The sequence below is a fragment of the Chitinophagaceae bacterium genome, from assembly GCA_016713085.1.
Classification (GTDB): Bacteria; Bacteroidota; Bacteroidia; order Chitinophagales; family Chitinophagaceae; genus Lacibacter.
On sequence record JADJPV010000002.1, the window covers coordinates 492,296 to 508,826 of the forward strand.

Annotated in this window: 10 protein-coding genes and 4 pseudogenes; 2 read left to right on the top strand and 12 right to left on the bottom strand. The window is 39.0% G+C overall.

Annotated elements, in window-relative coordinates:
* Positions 1-111: 111 nt before the first annotated feature.
* The 10 genes and pseudogenes from IPK31_14835 to IPK31_14880 all read right to left on the bottom strand — a co-directional run bounded on the left by IPK31_14835 (position 112) and on the right by IPK31_14880 (position 10,840).
* Positions 112-1,719, bottom strand: a complete 1,608-nt coding sequence (locus tag IPK31_14835) for a right-handed parallel beta-helix repeat-containing protein (GenBank protein MBK8089110.1) — start codon at positions 1,717-1,719, stop codon at positions 112-114.
* A gap of 44 nt (positions 1,720-1,763) precedes the next feature.
* Positions 1,764-2,288: a hypothetical protein gene (locus tag IPK31_14840; protein ID MBK8089111.1), complete on the bottom strand. Its 525-nt coding sequence runs from the start codon at positions 2,286-2,288 to the stop codon at positions 1,764-1,766.
* 53 nt (positions 2,289-2,341) lie between these two features.
* Positions 2,342-3,368, bottom strand: a pseudogene (locus IPK31_14845) (sugar kinase).
* Positions 3,369-3,437: 69 nt separating this feature from the next.
* Positions 3,438-6,019 (bottom strand): annotated as a pseudogene (locus tag IPK31_14850) (TonB-dependent receptor).
* Between the two features lie 630 nt (positions 6,020-6,649).
* Positions 6,650-7,045: a hypothetical protein gene (locus IPK31_14855; GenBank protein ID MBK8089112.1), complete on the bottom strand. Its 396-nt coding sequence runs from the start codon at positions 7,043-7,045 to the stop codon at positions 6,650-6,652.
* 129 nt (positions 7,046-7,174) lie between these two features.
* Positions 7,175-7,753: a GDP-mannose pyrophosphatase NudK gene (gene nudK, locus IPK31_14860; GenBank protein MBK8089113.1), complete on the bottom strand. Its 579-nt coding sequence runs from the start codon at positions 7,751-7,753 to the stop codon at positions 7,175-7,177.
* Positions 7,754-7,794: 41 nt separating this feature from the next.
* Complete coding sequence (locus IPK31_14865; protein MBK8089114.1) at positions 7,795-7,980, bottom strand: hypothetical protein; 186 nt, start codon at positions 7,978-7,980, stop codon at positions 7,795-7,797.
* A 99-nt stretch (positions 7,981-8,079) separates the two neighbouring features.
* Entirely contained in the window at positions 8,080-9,177 is a 1,098-nt protein-coding gene (locus IPK31_14870) for a hypothetical protein (GenBank protein MBK8089115.1), read from the bottom strand.
* A complete protein-coding gene (locus IPK31_14875; GenBank protein MBK8089116.1) occupies positions 9,174-9,590 on the bottom strand; it encodes a hypothetical protein in 417 nt (138 codons plus the stop codon). The genes IPK31_14870 and IPK31_14875 overlap by 4 nt, the downstream gene beginning before the upstream one ends.
* Before the next feature lie 11 nt (positions 9,591-9,601).
* Entirely contained in the window at positions 9,602-10,840 is a 1,239-nt protein-coding gene (locus IPK31_14880; GenBank protein ID MBK8089117.1) for an OmpA family protein, read from the bottom strand.
* A 195-nt stretch (positions 10,841-11,035) separates the two neighbouring features.
* Here IPK31_14880 and IPK31_14885 point away from each other — a divergent pair.
* Positions 11,036-12,160, top strand: a pseudogene (locus tag IPK31_14885) (Gfo/Idh/MocA family oxidoreductase).
* A 9-nt stretch (positions 12,161-12,169) separates the two neighbouring features.
* Positions 12,170-13,150: a family 43 glycosylhydrolase gene (locus IPK31_14890; GenBank protein MBK8089118.1), complete on the top strand. Its 981-nt coding sequence runs from the start codon at positions 12,170-12,172 to the stop codon at positions 13,148-13,150.
* A 73-nt stretch (positions 13,151-13,223) separates the two neighbouring features.
* Here IPK31_14890 and IPK31_14895 read toward each other — a convergent pair.
* Both IPK31_14895 and IPK31_14900 read right to left on the bottom strand, forming a co-directional pair.
* Positions 13,224-14,521, bottom strand: a pseudogene (locus IPK31_14895) (class II aldolase/adducin family protein).
* Between the two features lie 167 nt (positions 14,522-14,688).
* The gene (locus IPK31_14900) at positions 14,689-16,518 is read right to left on the bottom strand and encodes an AAA family ATPase (protein MBK8089119.1); all 1,830 of its coding nucleotides are present in this window, start codon (positions 16,516-16,518) and stop codon (positions 14,689-14,691) included.
* Between the last annotated feature and the right edge of the window lie 13 nt (positions 16,519-16,531).

The following is a 16,531-nucleotide window of genomic DNA, read 5'->3' on the forward strand; positions in this document are numbered from 1 at the left end:
AGAAAGTAAGAGGGCCCGGAGATAAACAGAGGTAGTTATAATCGATAAAGTAAGATAGTTTCTCTTTTGATGATTTCATAATTTTTTTATCAACGAAATCTCAATAGCAGTCTACTTCAAACGGTTCAGCTTAACCGATAGAGTTGCAAAACCTCCCAGCTCAAGATGCTCAACACGGAAAGAATGTGTTCCTCCCAGTTTGATTTTTATTTTCCTGTTGGGTGATTCGTCGAATTTATATAAGGCAGGGTTCCATTCGTTCAGTACGAGTTTGTTGTCAATATAAATACGAACTGCATCATCCCATGTAACTGAGAGTTCATACATACCGGGTAAAATCTTTGCTGTTGCTTCCGACAATGTAATGAACTGTTTATGCAGCTCATCAGCCTTAATGCCTCCCCACCATGCATAGTCAATTTTGTTCACCTGTTCTGTTTTAACAGGCCGCATTCTTACATTGGGTGCAAACAAAATTTTTTCTCTGATGGGATTATAGCTGGAAGTGTCAAGTGCAAAAAAGCGAACTGCCCAGTCAATTGGCTGAAAAAACTTTGAAAAAGAAAAGCTGTGAGTTTGCCCTGCTGATATTGATTTTCCAAATGCATCTGTAAATGCTTCACCTGTATATTCAAGTACAATTTGGATATCGGTAACTGTTGATTTTATTTTCTCTAAAGTAATGGTTGCAGGAAAGCTTCCACTTAGTGCCGAAATGTTTTTTACACCTTTTGCTGATTTTATTTTCCAGTTACCTTTTGGCCCCATCAAATCAAATTTCATGATACCTGAACTGTCTGTCGGATTAATATTGCAGATGATGGGGTAACGGAAATCATAAGGTCCCCAATCTGTAATGTGAATATTTTTTCTGCCTGCCAGTTGTTTTGAGTCAGAAAAAACATCATTTGGAATTTCGCCGGCAGGTAATTTTATTTCTTTGATGGGTGGGGTTAGAATAGCAACCGGGCTTACAGACGATGTGTCCAAATGCAGCACAGTTGAATCAGTTTTATATTTTGTATTGATTGTTCCGCTGAATGAATTGCCAAAGACAAAAAGCGAATCCGTTCTGTTGAGATTAAAGGCAAGCGGAATATTTGTAAATGTATTTCCGGTAATATGATATGCTGCACTTCTTGTGTCACGGTATTTTGCATAACCCCAATCCGCAGGCTGTTCTTTTCTTGCCCAAAGCCTGATCGCTTCTTTATCTGCTGTAAAACTGTTTTGCTGAATACTGTTATGTAATCCATGCTCAATTGCAATTGCAATCCGATTCTGACCAAATTGATTTTCAGCAATCATTGTTTCAAAACTGTAACCACCCCATATACCGTGATCACATTCAATCATTTTGTTCTGTATAATTTTGTTACGGCTGAATGTTACTTCAATGCCATTGGTGGGAGCATAAGAAAAATCGTTTTGATATAATACATTATCATTACAGCCTCCTTTGCCATTATCCATTGTTGTCTGTCCGGCCCAGAGAAAAAAGCCATCTCCGCCATGTGTTACATTGTTTCCATAAAAAAAGTTGTTGTTACTCTGCTCATACACAAGCATACCGGCGCTGTCCTGGCCACGGTTGTACACACCATGACTGTAACCACGCACATTAAAAATAACACGGTTGTACATAATCCTGTTATTGCTGCTGCGGTATAAACCAATGCCAATACCTGAGTTGAATGAAAAGTCATTGTTGTAAATCATTCCGTTGTTTGAGTTCGTCATCATCAATCCATTCTGTCCGCCGGTTACTTTACAGTTTTTGATGATGGCAGAATCGCAACCCGATAAATAGATAGCTGCACCATAGCGTAGCCATTCATCTTTTCATTCTGGTGATAACTCATCCAGTCGGAGATGTCTTCTTTTTCCTGCGTGCTGTTTAAATGCTGACGGTAATTATAACTGAGGTCGCAATTTTCCAGTGTAAGCGATTGTACATTCTTTGCAAGTAATGCTACTTTATAGCCTTTTGCTTTCAGGTTCTTAATGGTTACATGTTTGCTGTTCTGTACCAGGATTGCAATGCCGGAAAATTCATCCGGCCTGGTTGTTTGATTGCTTCCTTTCAGTGTTGCATTATTGAAATCAATAACGATATTATTTCCTTCAATCAATATCACATATTTTTCTTTGCCAGTAGTAAAAGCGTAATTACTTTTTTTGAAACTTGCAGATTTAGTGATCTTCATACCGGCTGTAATAAGCCTGTTTTGTGCAACGGCATGAGTGCAAATAAAAAAGTAAAGCAAAAAAGAAACCGCAAATTTCATGTTGCATGAATTTGCGGTTAAGATAAATCAATTTTAAAGACTGGAATAATCAGTTAATCTTCTGCTTCCTGTTTCAGTTTTTTTACAGTAAAGATATCCTGGCCGGTAGCATCACCTTTTTCCTGGAGTTTACCAAAAGCAGCGGCTGTTGCATAATCCAGTATTTCCTGCGGTTCCTGCTGATGATAGAGGCCATAGATCAGCCCCGCCCATGAAACAGTCGCCACTGCCGCTTCTGTCCATTACTCCCTGGCAGGAGAATTCGGGAGAGTGGTATAGCTTTCCGTTCATGAATAAAGCCGTATAATAGTTGATGTGATTATTATCTCCGTCAAACCGAAATGTATTGGCGGCTACTTTGCATTTGGGAAACATCTGCATCAGTTCTTTTGATGTTACTTCTGCATGATCGAGATAAGACTGCTTGCTTTTCTTTTCATGAATGTGGTCATCAATTTTTGTACCCAGCGAGCTGTTTGCACTCCAGATATTGCCCATCAGAACATCGCAATGAGCAGCCAGCTTTGGCATAATGTCAACAGGATTTTTCCCATATTTCCATAGTCGTGCACGATAATTCAGATCCATAGAAATCATGATGTTTTTCTGTGAAGCTGCTTCCAGTGCTTCGAGACAAACATCAGCAACATTTTCATTCAATGCCGGGCTGATAGCTGTTAAGTTGAACCACTCTACATCTCTCAGCACTTTGTCCCAATCAACCATTCCTCTTTTTAATTCTGAAAAAGAGGAATGGTCACGGTCATACACCATCTTACCTTTCAGATCTGCACCACGTTCAAGATAATACACGCCAACTCTGTTGCCCGAAAACAAAATAGAAGATGTATAAATTCCTTTGTACTCTAAATAATCAATTACATGCCTGCTCATAAAATTATCGGGCAGTACTGTAAAATATTTTACCGGTACATTCCAGCCGGCAAGTGCAGTAGCAACATTGGCTTCTGCGCCACCTATGTATAACTGCATCGGATTCTTATCTACCATATCTTCATTGGATGCAGGTGAAATGCGGAACAATAATTCGCCAAAGCAGAGTACTTTTTTCTTATGCATGTATATATAATTCGTTGATGAAACCGTTGTTCAAATATCGTTATTATTCACACCTGTTCCATCATCATTTTATTTCAATTTAAAACGAAGTCCTCCATAAAACTGTCTGCCTGCAATTGGTCCCCAAACCAGTGATGCATCAAAGTGTGATCCAAACGGATCTTCTGCGGCAATGATGGCATCTTTCTGAAAGAAGTTCGTGAGGTTTTCACCACCCAGGTAAAATTCAACCGGATGTTTTTTCCCAACTGCTTTGCTTACCTGTGCATTCATCAATACATAATCAGGCGATGTCGTACTGCGTTGATAGGGCGGCGGGTTGGCAGCTGTTGATGGAATTCTTTTTTGACTGTTATAGTTAACAGTATAATCAAACTTCCATCCTTTTACTTCATATCCAAGATTGACAAATGCCCTGTTCTTTGCAGTAAAAGGTTTTTGCAGAAGTGTATTACCATAAGTTGTTTTCACATCGAATAAACGGTAAGCTATACGTACTTCAAGGTTGCGGATTGGTTGTGTATTCAATTCAGCCTGGAAACTGTTTGAATAAGATTTACCGGTTAGGTTGTAGAATTTTATTTGTCCCGCAGTTTCAAGATCAGCAACTAACTGCTGCTGAAAATCATTCCTGAAAAAATCCAGAGCTAAAGAAGCAGTTCTGCCAAACAGTTTAAACTGCTGATCAACGCTGATGCCTTTGTTCCATGCCACTTCCGGATTCAATCCATAGGCTTTACCTGCAGTTGAAGGAATAATCTGCAACTGCCGTGAACTCACCAACACACCTGTGTTCTCAGCAAAAATATTTGCAGTGCGTTGACCACGTCCTGCACTGATCCTGATCGTTGTTCCTTTTACGGGTTCATAACGCAGATGCAAACGTGGAGTTACAAACCAACCGTATAAGCTGTTATCGTCTGCACGTAAACCTGCAACAATACTCAGCTTGGTAAGATAGTCGTAGGTATATTCAAAAAATGCACCCGGCACTGCTTCAGTACGTTTGTAATTGGCAGTATTGAAATCTTCATTGTATTTATCAAACATAAAACTCAAACCTGTTCTGAATTTGTGAGCGGTAGTTCCAATAATAGATTGATAAATTAAATTGCTGTAAAAGTTTTGCTGCTGTGCATTATACTTTGTTAAGCCAAAATAGGAATCCTGTTTGTGATTAAATGCTGCTAACTGTAAACCGATACTTTTATATTTTTTTTCAGGAAATACATAACCTGTTTTTGCAAATGCTTCATACCGGCTGGTATTAATGCCCAGGCCATAATGATTGGTGGTAAATTTATCTTTGCCCGGATCAAATGCAGTTTCACCTCCGGTTCTTTTATCAATCAAAGCCTTTACTCCAAACTGGATGATCCATGCTTTGCCATCTTCATATTTCCAGCGGTTAACACCACTCCATAATGCACCGGTTGGCATATCACGGAAACCATCTTCGTTGAAATCAACTTCTTTATTGTATAAAAAATCATTGTGCAGTAACAGGGTAGTGCTCCATTTCTTTCCAAGCTTTTGTGAAAGATTCAGGTTCAGATCTGTTTTACCCATATTGTTTTCATACAGGTTAAAGTAGAGCTTCTCTGCTTTTTCCGGTTTTTTAATTCAATATTAATCTGCCCGGCAATGCTTTCAAATCCATTGGCAACAGAACCGATTCCTTTGGTGAGCTGAATACTTTCAATCCATGGTCCGGCAATAAAATTTAAACCCAGTGGTGTTGCTATCCCTCTCGGGCCGGGTAAATTTTCAATAGTTAATTGTGTATAGTTACCGCTTAATCCAAGCAGTTGAATTTGTTTCGATCCTGTTACTGCATCGTTATACGAAACATCAACAGAAGGATTTGTTTCAAAACTTTCACTGAGATTGCAACAGGCAGCTTTGAATAATTCTTTTTCGGTCATGATCTGTGTACGCACAGGGCTCAATGCTGCGATGTACATCGAACGCTGTTTAGCAGTAACAACCACTTCACCAAGTTGTTTTCCTTTCGCCAGTACTATTACCAGTTCTTTCATATCAGTGATGGAAACAGTATCAGCTTTATAACCTGTATAACTGATGATTAACCTGCTGCTGCCATCGTGTTTAATTGAAAAAACTCCTGAACTGTCGGTTACTCCGCCAATTGCCGATTGAAGCCACTGCACCGTTGCTCCGGGTAAAGGACTTAAATCTCCTTTTGAATTTTCTTCGAGCACAACGCCTCTTATAATATGTACTTCAATTGCAGCGGGCTGATTTATGTGAGAACTGTCTGCATACTGTATTGCTGCTGAATCTTTTTTCTCCTGGTGAATTACCTCCTGCATTTCACGGTAATGGCAACATGCGGGCAAAGCTTTGTAAGTATTATCATTTGCTTTTTTATTTTCTATATCATGACCAACAGATACAATTCTGTTTTTAATTTTTTCGGGAGATGTGAGTGCCGGGTTATATTCCAGTGTATAAAGTTTACTGTTAACATCCCATGTGCCGTTAATAACACCTTTTCCCTTTGCCGCATTTTCAATGCGATCTTTGCACATTTCACAGGCACCTGATACTTTAAATATTATCGTAGTGTCTTTAGTGCTGTTTACTTGTTGAGCAATGAGTGGTTGCTGTAAAAAGAACAGAAACATCATTGCAAGCGCTGAATAAATAAATGATTTCATAAAAAATGGTTTGATTGATACAATTGAATATTCATCTGTCAACAGGAACTCCTGTTAACAAAAAAATCAATCTGTCAATCAAATGCGGAATACACTGTATAAAACGGTAAGATCAGGGCAGGGAAGAATTGGTGGGGAACTGTTGCTGCAGAAAAGCCTGCTGCCGCTAAAGAGAACCGGAGCTTTAATGTAAACGGGAGCAAGAACCATTTCCGGTTGCAGTTGCTTAAACGAAAACTGTAATGCGCTGTTGGTATAGGTGTCTTTTATTTTAAGACTGAATTCTTTGCTGTCGCAACAGCCTTTTTTTGGGGATCGTCACCTGCAGGGCAACTCATTTTTCCATCAGCAGAAAAATCTACTTTATCAATTTTGCCGCAGCAATAATGCACATACACAGACATCCCCGAAGAGGATAATCCATACAGTAACACTAATATCGATACCAGCAGCTTTTTCATGTTCAGCACAAAAGTAAAACATTGAGCTGTTATCGGAAATGTAAAAAACCGGCAGATAGCTGATTCTGGTCAGCTTTAGGGGGAACAAAAAATCCCGGGCCAGTTAAATGGCTCCGGGATTTTTAATATACAGTTGAGTTTAGTCCTTTTTCTTTTCTTTTAAATCCATCACGCATTTGGAACAGCTGCCGGGCTTATCACTGGTAACATCAGCATGCATGGGGCATATATAAGTTTTTACTTCTTTTTTCTTCAGGTCCATTCCACATTTAGAACATTTGCCGGGTTGATCACTTACAACATCAGCATGCATGGGGCAGGAATAGGCTTTCATTTCTTTCTTCTTTAAATCCATTCCGCATTTGGAACATTTGTCCGGCTTGTCACTTGTAACATCAGCATGCATGGGACAGCTGTATTTTGACTGTTCCATCTTCATTTTCATTTTTTCTTTATGCTTTGAAGTGTCCTGCGCAAAGGCAGTAAAAGAAAAAACGGTAAAAACTGTCATGAGGAGCAATGCTGACTTTTTCATTGTATACTTTTTTAGTTAATGATGTGCAGAGGAGAATTGTAAGTTTACTGCAGTTAAAAGTAATTCTAAATATTGATTTTGAATCTTTGTATGGGTCTGATAGTAATCATCCTTTTTTGCTTCTGCTTATTATAAGAGGTTATGCAGCTTAATATATTGCAGCAGCATGATTGTTTTGCCATCCTTAATTTCACCTGTGCTGATCATTTCCATTGCTTTCGCAACAGGCAGTTCCAGCACTTCAATATTTTCCTGTTCATGTTCAATACCGCCACCTTCATGAACCTTCATTGAATGATGATATTCAGCAACAAAGAAATAAAGGATTTCTGTTACAGATCCCGGCGACATATAGGCTTCAAATACTTTACGTACATCAGTGATTTTGTAACCGGTTTCTTCTTCGGTTTCCCTGCGGATGCAATCTTCCGGGTTATCTTTGTCTAACAAACCAGCACATGCTTCAATCAGCATTCCCGATTCATTCCCATTAATGAAAGTAGGTAACCTGAACTGCCGTGTGAGAATAACAGTTTGCTGTTCTTTATTATATAGCAAAATGGTTGCTCCATTTCCACGATCGTATGCTTCCCTGTTCTGTACCTGGGTGCTGCCATCTTTTTTTGTATACTCATAAGTGATTTTTTTCAGCACATACCAGTTGTCGGAAAGGATTTCGGTTTTAAGAATGTTTATACGATCAGTCATGGAATGTATTTTTTTGATGTTAAGGTTTGAAGATTGGTTGATTAGTTTTTTATCAGCTTTACTGCATCAATAAATTCATAAAGTGTATCGGTTATTTTGTCAATTAAACCCGGATCCAGATGTTCATAAATATCCACTCTTTTACCGGCATTTGCTTCAGCAAGTGCATTCAGTAATTCAGGCACTGTAATTTCTTTAAGTCGGGCGATGATATAAGCTTGTTCCATTTAATAAATGTAATGAAACAAATGCTATTGTTCTCACTGTAGAAAAGTTAACCAAATACCCCTGCTTCAAATTGTATTCACTGAAGAGGCGGAATCTTTTTATTTCACATCTAACAAAGCCTTCATTTCAACAGCATCAATAGCTTTTGAAAATTCGAAGTAACGCAGGATGTCCATATAGTGTTCACCTGCGAGGTATTGTTTTGGATTGAAGTTGTTAATTAAGAGATCGTCGTTTATTTTAATAGTAAGAAGCTGCAGGGCGGTGCGGGGTATTTTTTTATCAAAGTAATTGGGGTTGAAACGCATGTAAGGCCTGTTGTTGGGGCTCACTGTAATTAAGGAAGCCGGGTTTTCTCCGTTGTAGGCAGGTAGTTTTAAATTAGCTTCCGAAAAGCTTTCTTTTTCCTGCTTCAGCATATCCAGGAAATATGAATTTCCATCTTCAACTGATTTTAATGTCCAGTAACGGATCTGCAGATCAAAATATTCACCGGCAGTTACGGGTATCCAGTAAGGCCGGTCTTTTCGGGCAACCACTATCACGCCATTCGTATAAAGAACTACTCCTTCAGCGAGTGTTTGAAATGGTTCCGGCGCCTGAAATACTTCATTCATTTTGCCAAAAGCTTCATCAATGGGTTTGGGAGCTCCTAAAGTTTCATAGGAATGATATCCACTACTGCTCATAGTTCTGTCCATACAATTGAGCCATACATCACAATGTTGCACTTCTATACAATCTTTGGTGAGCTTTCCCGTAGCTATTTCCTGGTGCAGGATGCAAAAGCGGATAACGATTTCAGACTGTGGAATTCTCCCGGCGATGTTAGCCGGGTTATATTTGTAGCGATACATATTGGCAAAAATACCGGCGGTTACCGTAGGCTCATAACCAACGGGATTGGTAGTTACAGGATTTTTTTTCAGGGTTTCCACCACCTGGTTTATTTTCTTTTTGAATGTTGCTAATTCAGTAGCAGACAGTACATAATTGGCATCGCTTCTGTAACCTCCTCTTGCTTCGTTCAGATAGGTGTAATTCCATTTGCCCGGTGCATCAGGCGCCGGTTTAAATTTCTTTTGGGCAGATGCAGAAGTGCAATAAAACAGGAGGAGGAATAAAAACAGCCAATAAGTTTTATTGTATGCCAGTATTTTTTTATCAGGTGCCGGCAGTTTAAGAAACCGTTTCATCTTGTTTTATTTTGCAGGTAAAGTGGTGAAGCTTTTTTCTCCACTGTAAATGACGGTGCCGTCTGTTTTTTGATATAGACCCTGACAAAATATTTTGTCTTTTGTGTCAATCCCTTAAGGGAAGCTTTGTAAATTTTTTTTGCACCTGAAGTGGATTGCTGCATACCCGTGGCTTTGTATTTTGAATTGATATTCGGGCTGCCATTTTCATTAGCACAAACACCGTGTGAGGCTATGTCAGTTCCACTGATGACATACTCACAGCTGGCACTGTTGGCAGTGATGTATTGAATCTGCATCAATGCAAGATCTGTTTGAGTGTTTAAACTGCTGCTTTCTGTTTTATTGAAAGTTAGTGCTGCGGTTAAAAGAAATATACCGGAAACAGCAATCAGGAGTTGCAGTGGTTTCATGATCTTTTTGTTTACTGTTTTATAAATTCCACCCTTCGGTTGAGTGCCTTGTTGGATGGGGTATCATTTGGTGCCACGGGTTGTACTTCACCTTTACCGTCTGTTTCAATGCGGGCTGCATCAATACCAAAAATCTTCACCAGTTCATTTTTCACAGAAGCGGCCCTGCGTTTTGAAAGATCAAGGTTGGCTGCGTCTGCTCCGTCGGCATCAGTATGCCCAATGATTTTAATTTTAACATCCGGATTTTCAGTAAGCACATCCGCAATATTTTTGAGTGTGCCATATGATTCAGGTTTTACCACATCCTTATTCACATCAAAATAAATTCCGTAGCTCACAAGTTTTCCTTCAGTAATGAGTTTGCTGCGCATATCAGGTGATGCATCGGTAATTCTGAAGTTGGAAATATATGATCCACAAGAAGCTCCTCTTGATAGCCGGAAGCAAAGGCGGTTAAACTTGGTTCCATCATAAATATTCGTTGGCATGTCAAGCACTTTTGCTGCTTTGTGATAAATCCGGACTCTCCGGTTCTGTACCCAGATAATGACATGATTCACTTTTTCCTGTTCAACTGGATTTAATACAGACGACCCTCTGAGTTGTTCAACTGCCCCTGCTTTGTATCCCATCGTGTTCCAGTTTGCTTTTTCGATGGATATAAACAGACCGCCGTTCCCGGGATGAGGACTGTTATCCATTTCCTTAGGTGTACTTTCTCCATACAGTATGAGACCTGCGGCAATACGGCCTCCGGTTTTTTTAGGAACAATATCAAATTCAATGATAAAGTTTTTGGGGAACTCAATGCTTTTTAAATAGAAATAATTTCCATCTGTACTGTTCAGGTTAAACCATTTTCCCGGGGCAATATTCAATGTGTTTATTTCACCGGCAGCATTTGCAGTCCATAGGGCAGGAAAATCACCCACTGCATCCTGGCTGAAATCATCGAAATAGATTACTTTTTCTCCGGGTACAAAATCAAATTTTGAATATGCCTGCAGCGAAGCCTGCTCACCCTGTGAAGGATTGACTATTGTGTCTTTTTTTACAGTTGCCTTAGGATCTTTCTTATTGTCGAAAACACTGTCAACCACCTGGTCGGCTTTTTTATTAATGATCTGGTTGGTTTTATTAATGGCTTTTCTTTCAAGCACTTTTTTAGGGTTGAGTATCTGGGCTGATGTTTGGGTGCTGCTTATTGCAATGAATAAAAGAGAAACGGCTATAAATCTAATTTTCATACACTAAGAATTAAGTGAAGGAGTAATTGAAATATCTTTTAACGCTGTGTAATTATTTATGGAAAGGGTGGTAAGTTTTATTCCATTTAAATATAAACTATGGTATCAGCAATAAACAATGATGCTGAATCGAACTGCTGATGATTTGTATCAGGATTAACCATCGCTTTATCTACTTTTGTTAAAACCTTTTCCATGCTGCCAAGATTAATTATCATGATACTCCTGGTACAGGGTATTGCTTTTCATCTCACTGCTAAAAACAATTCTGTTCGGCAAAAACCTTTACGGATTGGAGTAATTGGGTTGGTACATACCCATGTACACTGGATACTTGGCCGGGAAAACAGGGGAGATGTAGAAATTGTGGGGATTGCTGAACCCAACCGGAAATTAGCTGAAGCGTATTCAAAACAGCATGGGTACAGCATGGGGTTGGTGTTCAGTTCAATGGAAGAGATGATTGAAAAAACAAAGCCAGATGCTGTACTTGCTTTTAATACCATTTATGATCATTTAAAAGTGGTGGAGTATTGTGCTCCACGTGGTATTCATGTAATGGTGGAAAAGCCACTGGCTGTAAACATGAATCATGCAGAAAAAATGCTTTCACTTGCTACGAAGTACAAGATTCATTTACTCACCAATTATGAAACAAGCTGGTATGGAAGTAATGCCCGGGCATATGAGATCGTGCATGAAAAACAGCAGATCGGCGATATTGTGAAGATTGTTTTTCATACCGGTCATCCCGGGCCAATTGAAATTGGCTGCAATCCTGAATTTCTTGAATGGCTGACTGACCCTGTTTTAAATGGAGGAGGAGCATTAACTGATTTTGGATGTTATGGAGCCAACATCAGCACCTAGATGATGAAAGGCGAAACCCCTGAAACAGTAACAGCCATTACACAGCAGATGAAACCTGGTCTTTATCCAAAAGTGGAAGATGAAGCAACTATCCTATTAACGTATAAAAAAGCACAGGTTATTATACAGGCATCATGGAACTGGCCCTACAGCCGTAAAGACATGGAAGTATATGGAAAAACCGGTTTTGTGTTTTGTAAAGATGGTACGAACATGCTTTGGAAAGAAAATGAAAAGAAAGAAACGCAAACTTTAGTAGCAGGTAAATTACCAGAAGACAGGAATGATCCTTTTGTATATTTTGCCAATGTGATTAATGGAAAAATAAAGGTTGACAATTATGATCTTTCATCGCCAATGAACAATGAAATTGTGATGAAGATACTGGAGGCTGCAAAGCTTTCTGCAAAAACAGGTAAAACAGTTGTGTGGAACCGGTATTTTAGATAATAATGAACCATGAAAAAAATAATTAGCGTTATTCTGTTGCTTACTGCTGTAAAAATTTTACCTGCACAACAAATGAAACCTGCAACATCAGGTAACCCAATTGTAAAAGGCTGGTATGCCGATCCTGAAGCGGCAGTGTTTGGGAAACAATACTGGATCTATCCAACGTATTCTGCTGCGTATGAAGAACAGGTTTTCTTTGATGCATTTTCTTCAACTGATCTTGTTCATTGGAAAAAACACAGCCGCATTGTTGATACGTCTTCCATCAAATGGGCAAAGCGTGCAGTATGGGCACCGGCAATCATCAAAAAGGATAGAAAGTATTTTTTGTTTTTTGCTGCCAATGATATTCAAAACAACAATGAGTATGGTGGAATTGGTGTAGCAGTTTCAGATAAACCTGAAGGCCCATTCCGTGATTACCTGGGCAAACCATTGATTGATAAATTTCACAATGGAGCACAGCCAATTGATCAGTTTGTATTTAAAGATAAAGACGGGAAATATTATATCATCTATGGGGGATGGAAGCATTGCAATATTGCAAGACTGAAAGATGATTTCACCGGTTTTATTCCGTTTGAAGATGGAACAGTGTTTAAAGAAATTACTCCTGATAATTATGTGGAAGGCCCCATCATGTTTATCCGTAAAAATAAGTATTATTTTATGTGGAGTGAAGGAGGCTGGGGTGGGCCCAATTATTCAGTTGCCTATGCAATTGCTGATTCACCTTTCGGGCCTTTTCAGCGCATTGATAAAATTCTGCAGCAGGATTCTGCAGTTGCAACAGGAGCCGGGCATCATTCCGTAATACATAATCCGAAAGATAACAGCTGGTATATTGTTTATCACAGAAGACCATTGGGAGAAACACACCACAATCACAGGGCAACCTGTATTGACAGAATGTATTTTGATGAAAAAGGATTCATCAAACCGGTTAAGATCAGTTTTGAAGGAGTGGGCAGAAATACATTAAAATAGAAAATGGTTTCCGGGAGGAAACCATTTTTATCATATTCAATTTAAACCCGGGAACAATCTGACAAGTGTTCCATTATTTTAAGAAGGCTATCCTCAATTCTTCTGTTTGTTCGTCGTTAATAGGCACCATTTGTCCCAATGAAGATGCCATCACAATTGATTTGGCGCTGAATTCTGCCACTTCTAAATAATCAAAAGTCTGCAACAGTTTATCACCTACAACTACCACACATTCATTTTGAATTAAGACCGCAGGCTTTTCTCTTGAAATACATTTTGCAACTTCATTCGATCCATTATCCTGTGCACCGAATTTTAACTGCGGCATGTCTTTCAAAAGATCCAGCTTTCAGGAATGGTTCTTACATTAATTTCAACACCTGTAACAGCAAAAGCTATGAGATACGGTGACTGAGCAAGGATGATTGCATTTACTTCAGGGTGAAGTGCATAAATCTGCTGGTGCAGAAAAGCTGTAAGGCTTGGATGTTTTCCCGGTTCCCGTTTGCCATCTTTTATCTGAACAATATCTTCTGCTTTTAAATCCCATCTTGGAACACCGTTTGGAGTAATTAAAAAATCATTTCCCTGCCACCTTGCAGAAACTGTTCCGTATGAACTTTTCATTAATCCATGCTGACAGGCCCTATTAACAATCTGGCAAATTTCCAGTCTCTTTTCTCTTTCCAGGCTTGGGTAAAAAACTTCTTTCATCTCCGGAAATTCAAGACGCATATGTGTGTTGTGTTCAGCAATCATAGCTTCTGTTAAAAAGCGTGGCTTGCCGATCTGGCTTCCATAGATCTGTGTTCTTGCACAAAATTCCAGTGTTTCAAAACGCTGGAAGGCATCTGATAAATCGGATCCGCCAACAACAGTTCCATGATTTTCCATAATAACAGCAGAAAATCCTTTGGCAAATTCGGCAGCTATCTTTTCACCCAACTGTTCACTGCCCGGCAAAGCATACGGAGCATAACCAATTTCACCGCAAACTTTTTTTGCCTGGTAAATGATATTGGTATTGGGTATATCCCGTACAATACTGAAGGATACCAATGCAGGCGGGTGAGCATGAACTACTGCTTTAATATCGGGGCGGATATTATAAGTGGACCGGTGAAACGGAAACTCAGAAGAAGGCTTATGTTTCCCAATAATTGTACCATCAGCTTTTACACAAATAATATCATCTGGTTTTAATGAACCCTTATCAATACCGGAAGGTGTGATCCAGATATTTTTATCATCATCAATTACAGAAATGTTACCACCGCTGGTGGTTGTTAAACCCATGCCGTATATCCTTGCAATTACTAATGTAATCTGGTCTCTTGGGTGCATCAATTTCGTGTCGAGAATAGTAGTCATATTTTTTTGTTTATTTAATCAGGAAACAGTTCAATGATTTTGTATTTAAAGGATGAAGCTGTTTCAGTAACTCAACTGTAAAATTGATGTTTTATTTGATACGTTGAGATGAGTGTTGTCAATTTATGGAATGAGTGAAATCATGCAGATTGTAACAGATGATTCTTTTACAGCTCAAATTCCCAAACTGTCCTGTACATACCTGCCTTTTCAATGTAAGTTAAAAAAGAATTATAAAAATTATCTCCACCCAGAGTAGCGCTGTCGCCAATTACAAACAATTGTTCTTTTGCACGGGTGATGGCAACATTCATTCTTCTGTAATCATTTAAAAAACCAATGATCCCTTCATCATTGCTGCGTACAAGTGATACGATAATGGTTTCTTTTTCCTGTCCCTGGAAACTGTCAATGGTGCTGATGCGGAGTTGTTTTGGGAATAATTCTTTGGCGGCTGTTACCTGTCCGGCATAGGGAGAAATGACTGCAGTGGTTGACAGATCAAGCGATTCTGTTTCAATTAATTTCTGAATAATCTGCAATTCGCCTTTGTTTTGCAAACTGCTTCCATCAGGTCCGTGCACTTCATTAAAACCTGAGCCAGCTGTATCAATAAATGTTAGATGAACTCCTTTGTTTTTTAAATGAGCAGCTGTTAATAACAGACTATTGTAAAAATAATTGCTGCTGAACCCTGCAATTACCTCCCGCATCCTGTACTGTATGTTCAGCAGAAAAACAGCTTTTACTTTTTCAATAGCTGTTTCTAAAATTGATCGGTTAAAACCAAGCCTTGCTGCTTCATTACTTAATACAGTAGGAGGGAGTTGCCAGTGATCACCTGCCAAAACAATTTTATTTGCCATTGGAAAAATACACCAGGCTAATGGTTCAATAAATTGCCCGGCTTCGTCAATTACAATGGTTTGAAAGAGGAGATGATTCAGTCTTGCATCATACAATCCAATTGGGGTACCTGCAATTACATCAGCTTCTTCAAATAATTTTTCTTCATTGTAAGCCTGCAGTTTTTTTATTTCTGTTCGGATGTTTTTTACTTCTTTAAACAGAAGATTCCGTTGTTCCCGTTCAGCCTTGCCATAACTGCGTTTATATTTCAACGCCATCTTACGGAATTCTTCTGCTCTTATTTTTAATTGCTTAATTTCTTTCTGCTGTTTACTGTTTGATAGCTTTCCTTCAGGTGTATGAGGAAAAATAGTTTCATCAACTTTACTTGTATTACCAACCCTTAATAATTTCACTCCCTTTTCAATGAGCCCTTTAGAAATATTATCAACGGCAGTATTACTTGGTGCTGATACCAACACTTTCTCACTGTTTTTAATTAATTGAAGAATGGCTTCAATTAAAGTGGTTGTTTTTCCTGTGCCGGGCGGGCCATGTACAATAGTGATCTGTTCATTTTGAGTAATTGCAGTAACTGCCTGCTGTTGACTTTCATTCAGCTTTTGATTTATGAAAGTGAGTTGTGCATTTTTAATTACAGGTGATACAGAAGTTTTTGATGCATCTTCATGCAACTGCTCAAACAGTTTATACAGTGCCTGATTCTTGTCCAGTTCATTCAACACTTTTTTCATGATGCTGCTGGTTCTTGTATCAGGTGCCAGTTTAATTCCAACACCATTATCTTCAATCCAGTCAGGAAAATCGGGAGCAAACAAACGGAACTCACCATTCTTGCCATCTAAACTGATCAATATTCCTTTCACCGGGTCTTCACCAGAAATAAAACATTCAATGGCTGCACCATCTTTAAACATATTTGCTTCGGGTGGAAAGCTGAGTTTAAAACTGATTTCCGGATAGTCGGCGTAGCCAAAGTTTTTCCTCGTAACAATGATGGGGTGCAGGGCAAGTCCTTCGGCTTTCAGTTGCTTTAACGTGTGTTGCTGATCTAAGCTGTAACGCTGTGCCTGTTCTTTTTCCTCCAGGCTGATGCATTGTAATAATGTCTGGATGTGCAGATGCATGCGGTGAAAATAG

Excerpts from the sequence above, each read along its gene's own strand:
- IPK31_14835 (MBK8089110.1), bottom strand. The coding sequence starts at position 1,719 with ATGATTTACAACAATGACTTTTCATTCAACTCAGGTATTGGCATTGGT.
- IPK31_14840 (MBK8089111.1), bottom strand. The coding sequence starts at position 2,288 with ATGAAATTTGCGGTTTCTTTTTTGCTTTACTTTTTTATTTGCACTCAT.
- IPK31_14855 (MBK8089112.1), bottom strand. The coding sequence starts at position 7,045 with ATGAAAAAGTCAGCATTGCTCCTCATGACAGTTTTTACCGTTTTTTCT.
- nudK (MBK8089113.1), bottom strand. The coding sequence starts at position 7,753 with ATGACTGATCGTATAAACATTCTTAAAACCGAAATCCTTTCCGACAAC.
- IPK31_14865 (MBK8089114.1), bottom strand. The coding sequence starts at position 7,980 with ATGGAACAAGCTTATATCATCGCCCGACTTAAAGAAATTACAGTGCCT.
- IPK31_14870 (MBK8089115.1), bottom strand. The coding sequence starts at position 9,177 with ATGAAACGGTTTCTTAAACTGCCGGCACCTGATAAAAAAATACTGGCA.
- IPK31_14875 (MBK8089116.1), bottom strand. The coding sequence starts at position 9,590 with ATGAAACCACTGCAACTCCTGATTGCTGTTTCCGGTATATTTCTTTTA.
- IPK31_14880 (MBK8089117.1), bottom strand. The coding sequence starts at position 10,840 with ATGAAAATTAGATTTATAGCCGTTTCTCTTTTATTCATTGCAATAAGC.
- IPK31_14890 (MBK8089118.1), top strand. The coding sequence starts at position 12,170 with ATGAAAAAAATAATTAGCGTTATTCTGTTGCTTACTGCTGTAAAAATT.
- IPK31_14900 (MBK8089119.1), bottom strand. The coding sequence starts at position 16,518 with ATGCATCTGCACATCCAGACATTATTACAATGCATCAGCCTGGAGGAA.